Origin of the sequence: Kurthia populi (assembly GCF_042686175.1) — a bacterium.
Classification (GTDB): Bacteria; Bacillota; Bacilli; order Bacillales_A; family Planococcaceae; genus Kurthia; species Kurthia populi.
Map to the genome: position 1 here is coordinate 53,862 of NZ_JBHUOR010000143.1, position 20,162 is coordinate 74,023.

Consider the following 20,162-nt stretch of genomic DNA (forward strand, 5'->3'; position numbering starts at 1 on the left):
TTAAATGAATATTGGTACTTGCGTTAATCCCTCTGTTTCGTCATAGCCAAATAATAGATTCATATTTTGAATCGCTTGCCCGGCTGCCCCTTTTACTAAGTTATCAATTACCGAAACGATGGTGACCCGATTTGTTCGTGCATCGACATTAACATGAATATCACAGAAATTCGTGCCACGTACTTGATTGGTACTGACGCGCGTAGCATCTTGTAAAACACGTACAAATGGTTTCTGTGCATAATATTTGTCATATGCTGCATATAAATCGGTTTCTGTCACACCGTCTTTTAATGGTGCATAGCTTGTCGCGATAATGCCGCGAATCATTGGCACTAAATGTGTCGAAAATGTAATTGGATAACTTTCTCCTGCATACATCGCAATCGCCTGCTCAATTTCTGGGATATGCTGATGTTTATTTACTTTATAAATCGATGTCGCTTCTGTATTTTCTGTAAAATGTGTGCCTTGGGAAGGTTTATTACCAGACCCTGAAATACCACTTTTTGCATCAATAATCAGTTGTGAGCCATCGATTAAGTTTTCTTTTAATAATGGAAGTAATGATAATAATACCGCTGTTGGATAGCATCCTGGATTGGCGATAACTTTTGCGCCAGTTGTATCTTGCCATTCTGCTAAGCCATACATCGCCTTATCGACAAATGCTTGTGGTGCGGGCTTTTTGTGATACCATGTTTCGTAATCTGCAATGTCTTTCAAACGAAGATCACCAGACAAATCAATAAATGTTGTGTGCGCATTCGCCACATCCGGCAATAGCTGACCAGAGACGCCGGATGGAGTGCTCGTGAAGACAACATCTAGTTTTGCAATCGCCTCTTTTGTAATGGCTTCTAGTGGAAAATCGTATAAGCCTTTCAAATGAGGGTATTTAGCTGAGAATAATGCGCCTTCATCTGATGATGTAAAGAGCGTAATCGACTCTACTTTTGAATGATTATGCAATAAGCGAATCAACTCCAAACCACCATATCCCGTTGCTCCAATAATTCCGACTTTCATCCAATCACCTCTCGTTTTTGATGTAAAAAGTATACAAATGAATAAATATAATGTCAACTGCATTATTATTTATTTTTAGAAAATTCAATACATAATAACTTAGAAAATCGCGCCAGAATAGCTTTTTTACGACGCAAAAAAAATTTTTTATAGCGCAAAAAAATTTTTCGCATAATAAAAAACAGCTTATTTTTTGTATAAAAATAAGCTGTTTTTGTATATTTAGTTTATTATATGCATTTTTTATTGATTATTATACACAAAATTATCTTCTGCACGCATAATCTCTTCGCCAAATAATTGCAATGAAGTACGCAAGATAAGCTCACTTGTCGTTGGTTCCTCCATCCAGCGGTCATCTGGTACGATTTCAAACACGATCATTTCAGCTTGTTTCGATTTGACATTCCCAACCATTTGAATATCATGTTTTAATAACGTTTTTTCATCTCCCGTTATACGGTCTTTGCGAACAACCTCTAATTGAATAAAATCAATTTTTGCTTCATCCTCGCAGCCTTCGATATAAACCGTACCACTTAGATTTTCACCAAATGCGACCTCTGCCTGGTCAACGATGGTCGTAATCTCCATCTCGTCTTTCACAATTTTCGTCGTATACATTGCTATTTCACTCCTGTGTTTTGTCTGTAGCTAGACGTTCTGTTCCCTTATTTTACCGCAAACAAACAAAAAGTGTTAGGGCTATTACTCACCCTAACACCTTTTTTCAATAATTGTCGCGTAATTTTTCCATTTCTTCATCTAATTCATAATGCTTTGATGGATCTGGTTGATATTTATTGTAACGGCGTTTGTACAAGTAAATAATATGCGATACGAATACTTTAAGAACCGCATATCCTGGAATCCCTAGTACAACCCCTGCTACACCAAATAATTTACCACTCACGAGTAAAACAAAAATAATCGTAATCGGATGAATGTGTAACGATTTCCCCATGACCTGAGGTGAAATAAATTTCCCTTCAAGCAATTGCACGACTGTCCATACAATCCCTAACTTAATTAGCATAAATGGTGACGTAACAATCGCAATAATAATCGCTGGTGTAATGGCAATCATTGGTCCTAAATATGGTACAACACTTGTGACCATCGCCAAGATTCCGAGAACAACCGCATAATCCATGCCGATAATTAAAAAGCCGATTGTCATTAAAATCCCAATGCACATGGCTACGATAATCTGGCCTTGAATATAGCCAGAAATTTGTGTATCTGCACGTTTTAGTAATAATGCTGTTTCAGGACGAACTGTTTTCGGTAAAATTTTCACAAAGAATTTTGGTAGTTTTTCACCATCTTTTAATAGATAGAATAAAATGAATGGTGTCGTGACAATCGCTACAACAAGGCTTGTCAATGTTGAAACAAAACCGCCGACCCCTGTCGCAAGTGTCGAGCCAATATCACTTGACCACTCGGTAATTTTTTGTGTAAATTCATTCATTGTTTTATCAACGACACTTGTCACATCTAATCCAAAGCGGTCCATCGTTGACGTTACAAATGAACTCTTCATAAAGTTTTGGATATTCTCAAAGAGCTGCATAATATATGCCGGAAATTCTCGTACTAAATCTAAAAATTGTTCTTTTACAAATGGGAATACGAGTGTAATTGCAATTGTAATAAGTCCAATAACAGCTAGATAGATAATGAAAATCCCAACGACTTTAGGCGTTCCCCATTTAATCATTAACCGTAAAATTGGTCGTAGTAAATAGAATAAAATACCAGATAAAATAATTGGTACAATAACTGTTTGGAACAGAATCGCTAATGGCTTAAAAACAAATTCAATTTGATCATATACCGCAATAACAATTCCTGCTAAGAGTACTACAAGCATGCCATATAATAAGTTTCGTCCACCTAGAAATTGAATGAAACGCGTTGCGAAGAAATCTTTTCGTTGTGGTTCATGTGGGTCTTTTTGTTCCATCTAACTCCCCCCTGTGACATTATTTATTGTGTTGGTGTGCTCGTTGTACCGCTTTCCGCTTCTTTCTTTAACGTTTCTGAGCTTTCACCATTGAAGAAGCGTGACATATACTCTTTATTCGCATCCACATTAATATCTAGCACAGAGCCTGCTTGCGGATAACGTCCATATTGATACGTCCCTTTTAGTGGAATCGTCATACGGTCGATGTTCACACCGCCGCCTTTTACGGCATTAAACATTAACCCTACTTGTTGGCTTGTCGTTAAATCCGTTTGAATATAGCCTTCAAGCGCACCAATTAGTTTTGGATAGTTTTTTACATTTGAAGCAGATAATACTTCGTCTTTCAATGCCTCAATCGCTTGTTGCTGGCGTTCTACACGACCAAAATCACCCTCTGCATCATAACGGAAACGTGCAAAGCCCAGTAATTCTTTCCCGTTCAAGCGCTGTGTGCCTTTTTTAAGGCTTACGCCAATATTTTTCGACATGTCATGCGGTACATTTACTTCTACCCCATTTGGTGCTGCAACATCCACTAATTGCTCAAAATTTTTAAAATCAATAATTGCATAGTGATTAACTGTTACGCCAAACATATTATTTAATGTTTGCTGCAGTAAAGAAACGCCACCTAAATAATACGCCGTATTTAATTTATAGCCTGTTTCGTATCCTGGGAAATGACTATAAATGTCGCGCATAAACGATACCATGCGTACATCATTTGTTTCCTGGTCCCAAGAAATGAGCATCATCGTGTCGGAACGTGATTGTTCTTCACCACGCGTATCGATCCCAATTAATAAAATATTTTCAACATTATTAATCGAAGGATCTCCTTTAAATTCAATTTCTTGTTTATTTTCTTTTGACGCGAGATTATGCCCCGCCTTGTATTGGAAATAAAAATATCCCCCTAGTGCAAGCAAAATAGCGAAGAAAAATACGCCAAAGACACGTCCTTTACGCAATTTACGTTTTTTTCTTTTTGCCTGCTGTCTACGCTGTTCTGTCATCGAGAAGCCTCCTTTATTCCTTATATAAACACTAAGAATTATCTTTACTAACGAAAGCAAGTATGTTTACAATGAAAACGTATAAACGCCCTTCTACATATTAGTAGTGATTTGTAGTAGAATCAAGCGTTATCAATCATTCCCCCACGAAGGAGATTTCATAATGACACAGTCAACTTTACACAAAGCCACATTTGCAGGTGGTTGTTTTTGGTGTATGGTCAAACCATTCGTTGAATGGGATGGCATCGAATCCGTTATTTCAGGTTATATGGGCGGTACAGCCGCTACTGCTACGTATGAGCAAGTTAAAAAAGGCACTACGGGGCATAAAGAGGTTGTCCAAATAACCTATGACCCTACTCTGTTTTCATATGAACAATTGCTTGAATTATATTGGCAGCAAGTCGACCCTACTGATGATGAAGGGCAGTTCCAAGACCGCGGTGACAATTACCGTGCAATGATTTTTTATCACGATGAAAAGCAGCGTCAAGCTGCTGAAGCGTCCAAGCAAGCATTAATTGCCAGCAAGCGCTTTGCACAAGTTGTCACACCAATTGTCCCCGCACAAGCCTTTTATAAGGCCGAAGATTATCATCAGGATTTCTATAAGAAGAGTCCACAAGAATATCATGACGACCGGAAGCAATCAGGTCGTGATGACTTTATCGATGCACATTGGCAAAAATAATTCGTTATTAAGACGTATCTATGTATGAAAGGTTCTTTTATGTAGTACCCTCGTCAAAATTTTATAAAACACGCTAGGAGATGGAATATATGGCATTGATTCTTATTATCTTGCCGGTGTTGATCGTCTTTGCGATTGGATATATCGGGCAAAAGAAACTACAGCTTGATATTAAAACGATTTCGACGATGTCTCTTTATTTAATGTCGCCACCACTTGCCTTTCGTACTTTTTATCAAACGCCGATTACAAAAGATTATGCATATATTTTTGCCTTTGCAATTTTACTATGTCTTCTATTATTTATTGTGACATGGTTTGCTTCAAAGAGCTTACGCACGTCGCGTTCAGAGTCTTCTGCCATGATGCTCGGAGCGGTCTTTATGAATAGTGGCAATTACGGCGCACCTGTCGCATTATTTGCATTTGGGAATGAAGGCTTTCATGTCGCCGTCATTATTATGGTCATCCATTCGCTCTTTATGAACTCACTCGGCATTTTCTTTGCATCAATAGGTTCAAAGGACAATGCCTCGGTGAAAGAAGCACTCAAGCAAGTATTTCATATGCCGGTATTATACGGTGCCGTGGCAGGTGTAGCCCTCCAATTACTGCATATTCCAATCCATCAATCGATTATGGATGGTCTTAGCCTCGTCGCCGATGCATCGATTCCGGTTGTCATGCTTGTCCTTGGTATGCAATTAGCATCGATGTCACGTCGTCGTGTCAACTATCCCGTTATGGGTGTTACAAGCGTCATTCGTATTGTTGCGTCGCCACTAATTGCCGCTGCCATTTTATACTTTATGCCACTTGATCCGTTAATTAAATCGGTGCTTATTTTACAAGCGGCGATGCCTGCAGCTGCAAATACAACAATGCTCGCACTGCAATTTGATACAGAGCCAGACCTTGTATCATTCACAACATTTATGACAACGATTGTTAGTATTATTAGCATTCCGGTTGTACTCTTTTTCCTTGGTGTATAGCAGCAGCTGCTGTTGTACACTTTTTATTAGCTTAAAAGGAGGATGTTCATTGAAAGCAATTCCACCATCACTATTATTACTAACCGCCACCTTATTATGGGGTGGAAATTTTGTTATCGGGAAAGCTGTCGCTACTAACTTGCCACCATTCACGCTTGCATTTCTTCGCTGGTGTGTGGCCCTTATCATCTTTTTACCGATCGTTTGGAAGCCCTTAAAGCGTGATTTCAAACAAATCATTCAGCACTGGCCAATTTTACTCCTACTAGGATTTACTGGTGTCGCCGCCTTTAATACACTCGTCTATATTGGCGTTCACTATACGACATCGATTAATGCTTCACTTATGAATATGTTAACGCCGGTGTTCATTTATTTATTAAGTTTTATCTTTTTAAAGGAGCATTTAAATCGCTTTCAGTTAATCGGCACGGCCATGTCATTCATCGGCGTCTGCTTAATTATTTCACATGGTTCTCTTGTATCACTGCTTCATTTCACGTTTAATAAGGGCGACGTTATCGTCATTATTGCGGTCATTTTGTGGAGTATTTATTCACTTCTAGTTAAACAATACGCAACGCACCTTCCCGGACAAGCGACCTTTTTTCTGTCGATTGTCATCGGCACGATTATGCTCGCACCATTTTTCATTTATGAGCAAATAACTGTCACAGCACCAATTGTCTGGAATGGCTTAAGCTTTTTTGCGATCTTTTACACCGGTATTTTCGCATCAATCATTGCCTTTTTAGCATGGAATACTGGTGTCGTTCGTTACGGAGCGAACCGCGCTGGTATTTATTTAAACTTCATTCCGGTATTTGCATCTATTTTCGCTGTGGCTTTTTTAGATGAATCCCTACTATGGTCCCAAATCGCTGGTGGCTTGTTTGTTATCGCAGGCGTTTATACAACGAGCTTGCATCTTAAAAAATCTTTCGCATCTTCTGAAAAATAATTTTTACCGCGCAAACCACCGCCCTACATACATTTGATGATTTTTCGCAAAAAAAATTTTCTATTATACAAACTTTTCATCGTGCCAAAACGTTTAATTATTACAAGAAAAGGTTATGAATAACTATAAGACAAGCATGACCTACAAGGAGGCGTTTAAGATGAAAAAAATGACAAAAACATTCGGTACTATCGCATTATCGCTAGGATTACTTTCAACGACCATCGCGACAGACACTGTGAATGCAGCAACGTATGATACCGCATCAATTAAGGATTTCCGTACTGTACATACGCAGACTTCGGTATATTCTAAACCATCGCAAACAGCCAAAAAAGTAGGCTCACTTCGTTCAACGGAAGCAGTTGTTATTAACAAAAATGTGGCAAATGGTTGGACGAAAATCCGTTTCGGTTTTGAGACAGGATATGTGAAAACATCCGCGCTAAAAAAAGCGGCTGCGAACACGTCTACATCATACGCAAAAAATATTTCAAAAAAATATACGTATGCAATGCCACAAAACAAAGGCTCTGAATTCACAACACAATATGTTGCACAATTTAAAAAGGCAATGGCGTATAACGACTCATCTGTTAACTTCTGGTTCTATAATTCTGAGCCAGATGCACAAGGGGTAACAGAGTACGATACAGCGAAAGGTTTATATGTTGGGAATGTGGATACAGGAAAGCTAGAGCTAGCTGTCCCATACCCAGCGAAAAAAGGCACTTCATTTAAAGGCTTTGATCATAAAAAGTCAGTTGTATTTTCGACAACAGCTACTGTAAAACTTCACGGTAAAACGTATAAAAACGTCGTTATCATTAAAAATGGCGGCCAACAATATTACTACGCACCAAACAAGGGGCTAATCCAATTACGTGAAAATGGTAAGGCACTTGTTAAATTAGTAAAATAACGCAAAAACGTTAAAGAGGCTTGGTTGCGACCAGCCTCTTTTTTTGTTGCGCACGACGCCTCAATTGTACGCGCTGTGGTATAATGAGCACTATGTTTAAAGAAAGGCGTGAACACGTTGAAATTAAAAAATTTACCAAAAAAAATTGGTCACTATGATAAAGTTCACTTAATCTCGCATACAGATTTAGATGGCGTTGGACCCTCAATCGTCTTGCAAGCTTATGGCATTATGCACGAAGCTGATTTTGTTGAAACACGTAAAGTCGATGAAGCAGTCCTTGCTCGTTTAGAGGAGCTTCAAGATAATGAATTATTAATCATTACCGATTTAAGTGTAAGTGAAGAAGTCGCTGAAGCGATTACGAAAGTAAACAAAGAACCAAATGCACGCTTTGTTTGCCTTATTGACCATCATGCCTCTGCTCTTTATTTAAATGATTACTCATGGGCATCTGAGATTCCTCTATTAGATGACATTAAAATGTCTGCTACTACATTAATTTTCAAATACTTAGATGAGGCTGGCTATGTGGTCAATCCTCAGTCTCAAGAAGAAGATGCAGAAGTCATCGATTATAGCCCACAGCAAATTGCTGTATTCTTTGATCGTTTAGCACGCTTCGTTGAAAATGTACGTCTATACGATACATGGGATTGGCACGCATTAAAAATTCAAGAAGCTGCTGACTTAAATACGATTTTCTATGCACGTCGACGCCATGAATTCATTAAAGACCGTTTTAACTACATCTTAACTGGCCAACTATTTACAGAAGCCGATGACACGTACTTAACGTTCTCAAAAGATGAATTACGAAAAGTGTTGAAGAAAAAAGAAAAACAACTCGTTATTGTAAAAGACTATTCATTAGAAGGCCATGACACACCACTTAATATCGGTGTTGTTGAAACCGATTCGTATATTAGCGAACTTGGCAATCATTTAGCGGAAAAATTCGCTGAAGAAATTGATTGCGTCTTTATTGTTAGTCTTGTTAAAAATCGTGTATCCCTTCGTTCAATTGGCAAAGCAGTCAATTTATCAGAAGTAGCGAAGCACTATAATGGTGGCGGACACCCTAATGCATCAGGCTGTGACCTATCAGCACTTGGTATGGACTTTATCGTTGCCATCCAAAATGCACCGAAAGCTATTAAAAAATAGTAATTTTACAAAAAACGGCACTATCCCATTATTTTCATTCACATTTTGGACAAAATTTGATTTTAAGAGAAAACCGCGCTGCAATGCGGTTTTCTCTTATTTTTAGGTAAAATGAAACCGTTTACTTTTGTCAGAAAATAAAAAAATTATATGTTAGGGCTAGCGGAATGTGTCTATTTTGTGTAAAAATGTACGTAGGTAATTGAATTAGGATTTAATTACATCAATACGTGAATTCATCGGATGAATTAGCATATTTAAGTCATCCATCGTGGCATCCATATCTTTATACATAAAGAGGTCCACAGTAATTAATGACCGTGTCATTAAATATCTTTTTTAGGGGGAGTTATTGTGAAAGAACAAATCGCAAAACGCTTAGGCATTAAAGGATTAGAAGAAAAAGTAATGACTGCTAGTGAAGCTGCTGCACTTATCGTAGACGGTACTGTTGTAGGTATGTCAGGCTTCACACGTGCTGGTGACGCGAAAGTCGTTCCTATGGCATTAGTAGAACGCGCTAAAAACGAACAAATTAAAATTGATGTATACACTGGTGCTTCATTAGGTCCAGAAGTTGATAATCACTTAGCTGCTGCTGGTGTTATTAACAAACGTGGTCCTTTCCAAGGTGACCGTGTAATGCGTAACTTAATCAACACTGGTGAAATCACTTATGTCGATGCCCACCTTTCTCACAACGCTGAGTTAGTTCGTCAAGGTGTTATCGGTCCAATTAAACACGCAATCATTGAAGCTGTAGCAATCACTGAAGATGGTTACTTAATCCCAACAACTTCAGTTGGTAACTCACCAATCTTCGCTGATTACGCTGAAAACATCATCGTAGAATTAAACATTACACATCCAGAAACATTAATCGGTATCCACGATATTTATGTTCCAGGTGAACAAGGTAAACGTGAACCATTCCCAATCACAAACGCTGACCAACGTATTGGTACAAAAGGTATCAAAATTGATCCTGCAAAAATCCAAGCAATCGTTATTTCTGAAGAGCCAGATGCACCTTCATTAATCGTTCCTCCAGACGAAGAAACACAAAAAATGGCGGACCAATTATTAGAATTCTTCCAATCTGAAATCGACGCTGGTCGTTTAACAAAAGAATTAATGCCTCTACAATCAGGCGTAGGTTCTGTAGCAAACGCTGTACTTGATGGCTTTGCAAACTCAGATTTCGAAAACTTAGTCGTATCTTCAGAAGTACTTCAAGATGCTGTATTCAATTTAATCGATGCTGGTAAAGTACGCTTTGCAGCAGCAACTTCTATTACATTAACAGAAGAGTTACAAAAGAAAGTTTACGGCAACTTAGAAGCATACGCTGACAAGATCTTACTTCGCCCACAAGAAATCTCAAACCACCCAGAACTTATCCGTCGTTTGGGCCTAATCTCGATCAACACTGCACTTGAGTTAGATATCTACGGTAACGTAAACTCTACGCATGTATCAGGCACAAAAATGATGAACGGTATCGGCGGTTCTGGTGACTTCGCACGTAACGCGCGTCTTGGTATCTTCGTAACGAAATCATACGCTAAAGGCGGCGATGTTTCTTCAATCGTGCCAATGGTTTCTCACGTTGACCACACTGAACATGACGTTGATGTTATCGTTACAGAACAAGGTATCGCAGACTTACGTGGCCTAGCTCCAAAAGAACGCGTTCCATTAATCATCGAAAACTGTGCACACCCAGATTTCAAAGAACAATTATGGGATTACTACAACCGTGCAGTTGAAAAATTAGGTAACGTACAAACGCCTCACATCTTAGAGGAAGCTTTATCTTGGCACGTAAACCTAGCTGAAAACAAAACAATGAAAAAAGAAGTAACAAAATAACTTCTTTTTAGAGAGAAGCTGTCGAAATCGACAGCTTCTTTTTTCATGTACAATCCCCTACTATTTCAAGCGAAACGCTATCTTGAAAACATTGTGCATGTTATAATGGAACCATTGTGAAAAAGGGAGGAACATAACTACATGATTCAAGTAAGTAATGTAGGTCTTCGCTATGGCGATCGTAAGCTATTCGAAGATGTTAATATTAAATTTACACCAGGTAACTGTTACGGTTTAATCGGCGCAAATGGCGCAGGTAAATCAACATTCTTAAAAATTCTTTCTGGCGAAATTGAAGCGCAAGAAGGTAACGTTAGTATGAATCCAGGTGAACGTCTTACTGTTTTAAAACAAAATCACTTTGAATACGAAGAATTTACCGTTTTAGAAACAGTCATGATGGGTCACAAACGATTATATGAAGTTATGCAAGAGAAAAACGCCATCTACATGAAAGATCCATTCACAGATGAAGATGGTATCCGCGCAGCTGAACTTGAAGGCGAATTCGCTGACATGAACGGTTGGGAAGCGGAATCAGATGCCGCTATCCTATTACAAGGTCTTGGTATCTCAGATTCAATGCACTATATGAAAATGGCTGAACTGACTGGTTCTGAAAAAGTTAAAGTGTTATTAGCTCAAGCACTATTCGGCAAACCCGATGTACTATTACTAGATGAACCTACCAACCACTTGGACTTAAAAGCGATCCAATGGTTAGAAGAATTTTTAATTAACTTTGAAAACACAGTCATCGTCGTATCCCATGACCGTCACTTCTTAAATAAAGTTTGTACACATATCGCTGACCTTGATTACTCAAAAATCCAAATTTACGTTGGTAACTACGATTTCTGGTATGAATCAAGTCAATTAGCACAAAAAATGTTAAACGATCAAAACAAGAAAAAAGAAGAAAAAATTAAAGAGTTACAAGCATTCGTTGCACGTTTCTCTGCTAATGCTTCTAAATCTAAACAAGCAACATCTCGTAAAAAAATGTTAGACAAAATCGAATTAGATGATATTCGTCCATCAAGCCGCAAATATCCATTCATTAACTTCACAATGGAACGCGAAATTGGGAATGACGTATTAACTGTAGAAGGTTTAGGTAAAACGATTGAAGGCGAGCAACAATTTAAAGATGTCCGCTTATCAATCAACCCTGAAGACAAAGTCATCCTTCTTGGTAATCCAATCGCGAAAACAGCATTCTTAAAAATTATTGCTGGTGAGGACGAAGATTACGAAGGTACATTCAAATGGGGTGTAACAACTTCTCAAAACTACTTCCCTCTTGATAATGAAGAATTCTTCCAAGGTTCTGAAAAAACACTAGTGGAATGGTTACGTCAATTCTCACCAGAAGACGAAACAGAAACATTCTTACGTGGTTTCTTAGGCCGTATGCTATTTAGTGGTGACGAAGTGAAGAAAAATCCTTCTGTTCTTTCAGGTGGCGAAAAAGTACGTTGCATGCTTTCTCGCATGATGCTTTCTCATGCAAACGTACTACTGTTAGATGAACCTACTAACCACCTTGATCTTGAATCAATCCAAGCATTAAACGAAGGATTAATTAACTTTAAAGGTGCGATGATCTTTACATCTCATGACCATCAGTTCATCCAAACAATTGCGAATCGTGTAATTGAAATCCGTGAAGACGGTTCAATCTTAGATAAACAATTATCATATGATGATTTCCTTGATTGGAAAGAAGAAAACAAATTAAACTAAACGCTTAAAAAAAGCACGTTCAACGTATCTAAACGTTGAACGTGCTTTTTAATTCGTTATCGGTAGTTAAACTGGTAAAAGCTTGGTGTGCGCGTTTCAAGCTCACAGACGCAGTGGTAAGGGTAGGTCACATGTAAAATAGACGCTTCCTCTACTGGTGCTCCATTATTTAATGCATTTAGCTTGCGCTCCATTTCAGCAAATGAACGTTTTACTGATGCTCCGCAATGTTTACAATAAATTTCCACTTCATAAACACCCTGACTTTCATAAAAGGCGGTATCTAAATAGATATTGGAAAAAGTCCCATTGCTTGATACTTTAACGAGTGGATGATTAAAAAATGCTTTCATTTTATTTGTCGTATCTTTGGCGATAGTTTTCACTTTACTTTTCACTTCTAAGCGCTTTGTTAACTTCTCATCTGGTAATTTAATGAATGTTACTTTTGAATCGAAGCTCATTTTAATTTCTGACATACAATTCCCCCTAACCATCCTTATTACTCTCATTATATGGAAAAGTAAAATGTTCTACAATGCTCTATACAAAATAAAAAGGAATCGCGTCATAACGCAACTCCTCGAATGATTTATGAAGCACGATGGCTACGACGACCTGTAAATAGATCGATAAAATAAGCTAGTGCAATAAAGCCATGTACAAACCAGCTAACAATTGGAATCCATGTAAATAATGTGGCAATAATCGCTAAAATCGGCACAACCTTTGAATCACCTGTTGCAAAACGGAAGGCTAAAATGACACAGTGAATAATAAATGCTGTTGTAATCGTTGCAAAGCCCGTTCCCCACGTCACGATATCACTCAAAACAGGGATGGCAAAAAAGAATTCATATAAAAAACCGACAATCGTTGGTAATAAAAACATTGCGTTCACTCCTTTTTATTCGCTATACATACTATACGAATGAAGTACTTAAAGGTTTCAATCAATTTCTGTTACAAACCCATATTTTGAAATACCGACGATATGCTCCGTTTCAATGTATTGTTCCACTGTTATGACACCGAGGGCAAGTAGAAACATCATCATGGCAAACATCCCTACTATAATTTTCTTTTTCATTATTGTTCAACCTCTCTGCCTTAATAAGATAAGCATAGAACAATATTAAGTCTATTATGTGTCAATTGCTGAGAAATTTTGTATACTATTAGTAGAACGTGCAAGGAGGCTATTACAATGGTTCGCATTCAAACAGAACAACGTGAACAAATGCGTCAATTTCGTGTAGAAATGACACGTTTTATGATGGCGTATAAATTTGCGCTTGATGAAATGGATACGAAAGTTCGCATTTTAAAAGAGGAATTTCAGTTAATGCATGAATACAATCCAATCGAACATGTGAATACGCGCTTAAAATCACCCGAAAGTATTTTGAAAAAGGTTGCAAAACGCAATCTTCCTTATACACTAGATGCTATTAAAGAGAGTCTAACCGATATTGCTGGCATACGTATTATTTGCTCATTCGTATCAGATATTTATCGCTTAAAAGAAATGTTTGAGCGTCAAAGTGACTTAGAAATTGTTGAAGTAAAAGACTATATTGCACATCCAAAAGAAAATGGTTACCAAAGTTTACACATGATTTTAAAAGTACCGGTCTTCTTATCTGATCGTGAGGAACATGTCTGTGTAGAACTCCAAATCCGTACCATTGCAATGGATTTTTGGGCATCACTTGAGCATAAAATCTATTATAAATACAATAAGCAAATCCCTAAGCGCTTAACAGATGAATTGAAGGAAGCAGCTATTGCAGCAGCACAACTTGATTATAAAATGGAAAGTTTAAACCAAGAAATTAATATTTTAAAACAACAGGATCATGCAAATGAGGAACCGATCTCTAGTAACGGAGAAGCACTAAAAATTTTATCTGCATTAAAACAAATTGGTCTTTACGAACAAGCATAATAAAACACCGGTATTGTCTATTCAGACGGTGCCGGTGTTTTATTCGTCGTTTCATAAATGAATGGACGTGACGACCATTCTTGTCTATGTAATGCCCCGTCAAGGAGCGAAATCGATGTTATGCTTCCTCTAAAAAACGATAGCCTTGCTCATCCATCGCTTTTTTCAACGTTGTAAATGCTTTTGGTCCAATACCATGTAAACGTTGTAGTTTTGTTGCTGAAATGGACTGTAAATCTTCCAATTTATACAGTTCTGCCGTATGTAACGCACGAATTGCAGGGCGCGCAACACCTTCTGGCCAATGATTCATTGTACGAATATCCTCCTTTAAAATTAGGCATATGCCTACAACCCCAAGCTCAATTCACAAAAACGTGCATATAAAAACAACGACCTACAAGAGTATGTCGTAAAAGTATATGTTTTTTTAGCTATACGTTAAGTTGAGAAATGAATTATTTAGTAGATAGTTATCTATGGGGATTTAATGGCGTCCACTGTGTTACTAGAACCCATTAAATAATGAATGTGTAGTATAACAAAATACTTCTTACAAGTTCACTATTTTAGCACATTTTTTCTATTTTACGAACAAGGAATGTTGTTTTTTTTGAAAAAAAATGGCTTTTTTTATAAAATGTCAAGATGTGTTCATAATTTTAGTTTTTTTTGGCAATCATTCTATTTTTACGCTCTTCTAGTGAATCCGTGAACTAGATAACAATATGTACACTGTTATTTTTTGACGCATAAGTTATGGTTGATTTACACTGAAGAGGATAGAAAAAAATCGCTTCGTCCGTTAATAAATGATTGGAGGCTCCACAGATGAATATTTTTTGGTATGTGAATATTATTGCGATGATTGCTTATATTGCGCTATTTTATTATAAATGGAAAAAACCAGCTGCATTTTCACATAATGTATTGTATCTATTATTAGTTTTCGCAATCGTATCTTATTTTATCGCAGAAGGACCTTATCCACTTACACGTGCTGTAGCATTTTTCGTATTATTAATACTTGATTTAACCTTATTATTACAGCAAAAGCAGCATAAACAACCATAAGAAAAAGCAGGAATGTACGTTCCTGCTTTTTCTTATACAAACGCATCTTTAGAACGAATACTTGTAAAATATTTACTTAATTCTTCACTATAATGGGCTGCATCAATATAAGGTACAAATAATTCGTTTGCACGGCGTTTCGTGTCCTTTGTAGCATTTGACGTAGCAATACATAGCGCATCACGACATTCAAAATAAGCGCGACCTGTTGCAAAATTTTCAATTTCTGTCATCGTCAATATTTGTGTTACGCCACCAAGCATAAAAGCAAAACGTCCTTCATTTGAATTCGCAATTAGATGCACACCATAATCTTCTGAAGGTGGTTTTTCGATATCATTAAAGCCAATTTGCTCTAAATAAAAAATCAAGGCTTCAAGTGCCTGTTCATGTGTACAGTTTTCTAGCGATGCACGCATAATCATCAACGGTACTGAAGCATCTTTCTTAGTAGGCTTTGGCTCTTTAGGTAGTTCTTGTTTTTCACGTGATTGTCTCGTGCGAATTGAATTTTTATAAAGAACTCGAAGAGCATCTGCAAATAAATATACACCCGCCACAATAAATAAACCTAAAAGAATACTCATCCATCGTGTCGTCCATGCATAATGCATTGCCTGCATTATTTTGTGTCCATACGTATTTCCCGACATAAAAAAAGCAAAGAGTAAAGGGCAAATCGCAGCATAGAATATTAATCCAAATGACAGTATTAACTGAAGCCATACTGAATGTAATGGTGTAGCAGCGCGCTTTATTTGCTCATCGCTCGTCAACATTGTTGACTCTTGGTGATGTATTGATTTTTGTTTGTTCATCAAGTTCACCCTTTACTTTATCATCCTCTCAAGTATACAAGACAAAAAATACGGGCTCATGAGATAAACAACTTAATTTTAAGGTTTTTTTAATAGTTATAAAAACATACTTATTTTATATTATTTGCTTTTAAATGATACTTTTTAATCATTTTATGTTTTTTTATAAAAGTAACTATTAATAACCACATCATACGTATTCATTTTTTAGTTATTTATACTGTTTTTTAAATAACAGGCTTTTCTACGGTCAATTGCAGTGACTCGATTGTCAGTGGTAATGCATCAACCACTGTTTGTGATAATGTATAATCGGTCGCTACAATTTCTGGTAATTGCAACGCTTCGTCAATGACCTTTACATAATCTAATGGTAATGATGCGATATTTGCGATACTTGCTTGTAAACGCAATTGTTGCTTCGCATCTAAATAATGCTTTGTCATCGGCACAATTGTGGGTAAGAATTGATTTAAAAGTACCTGTGCCTCACATAATCCATCAAAGCGCTTTAGACGATGAATCGCTTTAAAACGCTTTGTCGGGTCATTCGGAACAGCATAGTTAATCGCTTCTACCCGCTCACTTAAGCTTGCTAGCTCGGCATTTACGACTTCTTGAAGACGCTGCGCTATCAGTGGCAATGCCTCAATAACGGCCTCCTCATAACGTTTTGTACGCTTATAAGCATCAAGCATTTGCGCACGAATTACCGGTAATTCAGCACGAATACGTTGTAAGCGCTCATTATGCTCTTTTGTAAATAGATTCAACATTAATTTACTACGTGATTTGCGCTCTAGCGTCTCTAATTCTACTTTTACTTCATTATATTGTTGGTGCACACGGCGATAATAATGAGCTGCTTCTAAATAATCATTACTCACCGTGACAAATTCTAATAAAATATGTTCCTTAATAAATGATTGATGCTTAATAAACTGCACGACTTGGTATAAAGTTTGTGCGTTCATATATTGTGTCACAACTCGACCTGCACGTTGTTTTAATGCATCAAATTCCTCACTATCATGGGAAGGGACTTGTTCTAATTGCGTAATCTCATGCTCTAATTGCTGACGTGCTTCTAAATATGGATCTCGTTGTAATAGATTTGAAATTTCCGTATAAAAGCGTTCTAGCCATTGTAATAGGCGATCGGCTAATTTTACAATACGTATTTTATTGTATTGTTCATTTTCTAGTAATGTTTCTTGAATTTTCGCTGTGTCAGATTCGGCAATAACAGCTCTAAAAGGACTTTCTTCAATTGTTAAAGGTTCTTTACTAATCGCTAGTGGTTGAAAGCCCATTTTTGAAAGGCGCTTTAATAAACACTTTTCAGACGGTGTCATATCTATCTCTTCTAGTAACCAGTAAATATCATCCGCGCGGCGTAATACGCTTGGCGGAATAAATAGCGCATGCTCTTTTGACATCGCTGGCACATCAATGAGCGATACGTGCTCTAATAAATGTTCATTTAAAAAGACATCAACATAATCAAGTGCTTCCTGAAGTAAATGAGCACCTTCACTTGCCATCGATGTAAAGAGCGCTAAATGTCTCAAATCAAATGATGCTACTTGTCCATCTAAAAAATGGGCATCTAAACGCTCCTCTAAGCCAGCGCGAATAATTGAGACACTAACAACAGCGCCCTTCTCAAGTAATAGTGGCATTAACGGACGCTGCAGCTGATTATTAATGAATGTTGCTTGCCGTTCACTATCACTGCTTAGTACTAACACTTTTTTTGGTTGCTTTATATCATCGATAATAATACTTAAAATTTGTGCACTACGCTTTACATAGGATGTTTCTTTAATTAATTGATATAAGTCTTTTAACTGCTTGATGACATTATCAAAAAATTGTTTTTGTTGCTCATATATTGGCATATTTTCCGCGTTTGTTTGTTCAATCTTCATGTGCTATCTCTCCATCCATGCAAATCTCTATCTAATTAGTATGCGTAAATTCTTATTTATTTCGCACTACTTTATGTCTACTTTGTTTATCGGCATAATACGTCATACTTATTGTTAAAAAATTCATTTGGAACCTATATACCCAAAAAAATATTTTGAAACACGTATATTTTTAGTTCTTTCAAAGTCAAATGGATGTGTTTTTCCCTATTTATTTATTTTTTTATAAATAGAAAAAGAGTAGCAATCATTCTTAGTAGATGATTGCTACTCTTTTATTATTACGCGTGTGCGGGTGTATTTGCATGGAAGTTTGTACCGTCTGTTGTTGCTGTCACAACGCCAATACGAACAACGAAATCACCGAAGTGCTCTCCTTCTTCACGCTCTGTTGCATAACGGTTAAGCAATGTTGTGAGCTCTGCTAAAATACGTTCTTCATCGATATTTTCTAAATACATTTTACTTAGGCGGTCCCCGATGAATGAAGCACCCAAGTACATATTATAACGCCCTGGCCCTTTACCGATAAAGCCAATTTCAGCCATTGCGGCACGAGAGCAGCCATTTGGACAACCTGACATACGAATAACGATTTCCTCTTCATGAAGACCCGCTTCATCGATGATGGCATCAATTTTCGTAATTAAACCTGGTAAATAGCGTTCTGCCTCTGCCATCGCAAGACCACATGTCGGCAGTGATACACACGCAATCGAATTACGGCGAATCGCTGAGTAGTGCTTACCATCTGTTAAGTTATGATCTTCAATTAATTTTTGAATGACGCGTTTTTTCTGTGGTGTCACGTTCGCAATCATTAAGTTTTGGTTCGCAGTCATACGGAATTCCCCAGTATGTACTTTGGCAATTTCACGAATACCTGTCATCAGTGGGTAACCGTCGACATCTTTAATACGACCATTTTCGATAAATAATGTGAAATGCCATTTACCGTCTGTGCCCTTCGTCCAACCATAATCATCTCCGCGGCTTTCAAATACTGCCTCACGTGTTGGTTCAACGTCATAACCTAAACGACGGTTTAACTCTTCTTTAAACCATTCGATACCTACTCGGTCAATCGTATATTTGAATCGTGCGTTTTTACGGTTTGTACGGTTCCCGTAGTCACGTTGAATCGTTAAGATTTTTTCACATGTATCAACGATTTTTTCTTTTGCCACATAGCCAATCGTACGTGCTAGTTGTGGATACGTTTCTTGTTCACCATGTGTCATCCCCATACCGCCACCGACAGCGATGTTAAAGCCTTGTAGCTCGCCATCTTCTACGATAGCAATCAAGCCAATATCTTGTGAATAAACATCGACATCATTGCTTGGTGGGACAGCTAAACCGATTTTGAATTTACGTGGTAAGTAATGTTCACCATAAATCGGTTCAATATCTGGTGTACCGGCTACTTTTTCACCGTCTAACCAAATTTCGTGATAGGCCTGTGTACGTGGCAATAAGTGCTCACTAATTTGTGCGGCATAATCATAGATTTCTGCGTGTGTTGCGGATTGATGCGGATTGACACCATTCATAACATTACGGTTTACGTCCCCACATGCTGCAAGTGAATCAAGCAATACGGAATCCATTTTTTGCATGAATGTTTTCACATTCCATTTTACAATGCCATGAATTTGGAATGCTTGACGCGTCGTCACTTTCAATGTACCATTCCCGATCGTATTTGCCGCTTCATCCATCATTAACCATTGTTCTGGTGTTGCCGTCCCCCCTGGTGTACGTACACGCACCATGAATTGATACGATGGCTCTAATTTTTTCTTTTGACGTGTTAAGCGTTCATCACGGTTGTCTTGCATATAGCTACCATGGAATTTGATTAGCTGTGTATCCATCTCTGGAATTTTCCCTGACAATGGCTCTTTAAACGATTGCTCGATTGTTCCACGTAGGAAATTACTTTCGTCTTTAAAAATTTCATTTGCACTCGGTTTGCCTTGCGGTGCTTCTACTTTCTTCGTCATGGTAAAGC

General features: G+C 37.6%; 19 protein-coding genes. 9 read left to right on the forward strand and 10 right to left on the reverse strand.

Going from position 1 to position 20,162, the window contains the following annotated elements:
- The 4 genes from argC to ACFSY7_RS19940 all read right to left on the reverse strand — a co-directional run bounded on the left by argC (position 1) and on the right by ACFSY7_RS19940 (position 4,020).
- Entirely contained in the window at positions 1–1,029 is a 1,029-nt protein-coding gene (argC, locus tag ACFSY7_RS19925; RefSeq protein ID WP_126990197.1) for an N-acetyl-gamma-glutamyl-phosphate reductase, read from the reverse strand.
- Between the two features lie 243 nt (positions 1,030–1,272).
- A complete protein-coding gene (locus tag ACFSY7_RS19930) occupies positions 1,273–1,653 on the reverse strand; it encodes a sporulation protein (protein WP_126990198.1) in 381 nt (126 codons plus the stop codon).
- Positions 1,654–1,759: 106 nt separating this feature from the next.
- Positions 1,760–2,998 (reverse strand): AI-2E family transporter, encoded by a 1,239-nt coding sequence (locus ACFSY7_RS19935; RefSeq protein WP_126990199.1) that lies wholly within the window; start codon positions 2,996–2,998, stop codon positions 1,760–1,762.
- 23 nt (positions 2,999–3,021) lie between these two features.
- Complete coding sequence (locus ACFSY7_RS19940; protein WP_380149371.1) at positions 3,022–4,020, reverse strand: LCP family protein; 999 nt, start codon at positions 4,018–4,020, stop codon at positions 3,022–3,024.
- 163 nt (positions 4,021–4,183) lie between these two features.
- On the opposite strand from ACFSY7_RS19940, the gene msrA reads away from it, so the two are divergent.
- The 7 genes from msrA to ACFSY7_RS19975 all read left to right on the forward strand — a co-directional run bounded on the left by msrA (position 4,184) and on the right by ACFSY7_RS19975 (position 12,377).
- A complete protein-coding gene (gene msrA / locus ACFSY7_RS19945; protein WP_126990201.1) occupies positions 4,184–4,714 on the forward strand; it encodes a peptide-methionine (S)-S-oxide reductase MsrA in 531 nt (176 codons plus the stop codon).
- An 89-nt stretch (positions 4,715–4,803) separates the two neighbouring features.
- Positions 4,804–5,709 (forward strand): AEC family transporter, encoded by a 906-nt coding sequence (locus ACFSY7_RS19950; RefSeq protein WP_126990202.1) that lies wholly within the window; start codon positions 4,804–4,806, stop codon positions 5,707–5,709.
- 49 nt (positions 5,710–5,758) lie between these two features.
- Positions 5,759–6,670: a DMT family transporter gene (locus ACFSY7_RS19955; RefSeq protein ID WP_380149373.1), complete on the forward strand. Its 912-nt coding sequence runs from the start codon at positions 5,759–5,761 to the stop codon at positions 6,668–6,670.
- A gap of 160 nt (positions 6,671–6,830) precedes the next feature.
- The gene (locus ACFSY7_RS19960; RefSeq protein ID WP_380149374.1) at positions 6,831–7,592 is read left to right on the forward strand and encodes an SH3 domain-containing protein; all 762 of its coding nucleotides are present in this window, start codon (positions 6,831–6,833) and stop codon (positions 7,590–7,592) included.
- A 108-nt stretch (positions 7,593–7,700) separates the two neighbouring features.
- Positions 7,701–8,759 carry a DHH family phosphoesterase gene (locus tag ACFSY7_RS19965; RefSeq protein WP_233600541.1) on the forward strand — a complete coding sequence of 353 codons (1,059 nt, stop codon included), beginning with the start codon at positions 7,701–7,703 and terminating at the stop codon, positions 8,757–8,759.
- Positions 8,760–9,113: 354 nt separating this feature from the next.
- Positions 9,114–10,631 (forward strand): succinate CoA transferase, encoded by a 1,518-nt coding sequence (locus tag ACFSY7_RS19970; protein ID WP_139992289.1) that lies wholly within the window; start codon positions 9,114–9,116, stop codon positions 10,629–10,631.
- Positions 10,632–10,772: 141 nt separating this feature from the next.
- Positions 10,773–12,377 carry an ABC-F family ATP-binding cassette domain-containing protein gene (locus ACFSY7_RS19975; protein ID WP_126990207.1) on the forward strand — a complete coding sequence of 535 codons (1,605 nt, stop codon included), beginning with the start codon at positions 10,773–10,775 and terminating at the stop codon, positions 12,375–12,377.
- Between the two features lie 56 nt (positions 12,378–12,433).
- Here ACFSY7_RS19975 and ACFSY7_RS19980 read toward each other — a convergent pair whose 3' ends face one another.
- Positions 12,434–12,856: a hypothetical protein gene (locus ACFSY7_RS19980; protein WP_139992291.1), complete on the reverse strand. Its 423-nt coding sequence runs from the start codon at positions 12,854–12,856 to the stop codon at positions 12,434–12,436.
- A gap of 113 nt (positions 12,857–12,969) precedes the next feature.
- Positions 12,970–13,269 carry a hypothetical protein gene (locus ACFSY7_RS19985; RefSeq protein WP_126990209.1) on the reverse strand — a complete coding sequence of 100 codons (300 nt, stop codon included), beginning with the start codon at positions 13,267–13,269 and terminating at the stop codon, positions 12,970–12,972.
- A 315-nt stretch (positions 13,270–13,584) separates the two neighbouring features.
- Here ACFSY7_RS19985 and ACFSY7_RS19990 point away from each other — a divergent pair, with 315 nt between their 5' ends.
- Positions 13,585–14,325 (forward strand): GTP pyrophosphokinase, encoded by a 741-nt coding sequence (locus ACFSY7_RS19990; RefSeq protein ID WP_126990210.1) that lies wholly within the window; start codon positions 13,585–13,587, stop codon positions 14,323–14,325.
- A 118-nt stretch (positions 14,326–14,443) separates the two neighbouring features.
- Here ACFSY7_RS19990 and ACFSY7_RS19995 read toward each other — a convergent pair whose 3' ends face one another.
- On the reverse strand, positions 14,444–14,638 hold the full coding sequence (locus tag ACFSY7_RS19995; protein ID WP_126990211.1) for a hypothetical protein: 195 nt from the start codon (positions 14,636–14,638) through the stop codon (positions 14,444–14,446).
- 518 nt (positions 14,639–15,156) lie between these two features.
- On the opposite strand from ACFSY7_RS19995, the gene ACFSY7_RS20000 reads away from it, so the two are divergent.
- Positions 15,157–15,399, forward strand: coding sequence for a hypothetical protein (locus ACFSY7_RS20000; RefSeq protein ID WP_380149376.1), 243 nt, complete (start codon positions 15,157–15,159; stop codon positions 15,397–15,399).
- Between the two features lie 32 nt (positions 15,400–15,431).
- Here the strand turns inward: ACFSY7_RS20000 and ACFSY7_RS20005 are convergent, their stop codons facing one another.
- The 3 genes from ACFSY7_RS20005 to cysI form a co-directional block, all read right to left on the reverse strand.
- A complete protein-coding gene (locus tag ACFSY7_RS20005) occupies positions 15,432–16,217 on the reverse strand; it encodes a hypothetical protein (protein ID WP_380149377.1) in 786 nt (261 codons plus the stop codon).
- 227 nt (positions 16,218–16,444) lie between these two features.
- Complete coding sequence (locus ACFSY7_RS20010) at positions 16,445–18,148, reverse strand: hypothetical protein (RefSeq protein WP_380149378.1); 1,704 nt, start codon at positions 18,146–18,148, stop codon at positions 16,445–16,447.
- Positions 18,149–18,429: 281 nt separating this feature from the next.
- The gene (gene cysI, locus ACFSY7_RS20015; RefSeq protein ID WP_380149379.1) at positions 18,430–20,154 is read right to left on the reverse strand and encodes an assimilatory sulfite reductase (NADPH) hemoprotein subunit; all 1,725 of its coding nucleotides are present in this window, start codon (positions 20,152–20,154) and stop codon (positions 18,430–18,432) included.
- Positions 20,155–20,162 lie beyond the last annotated feature (8 nt).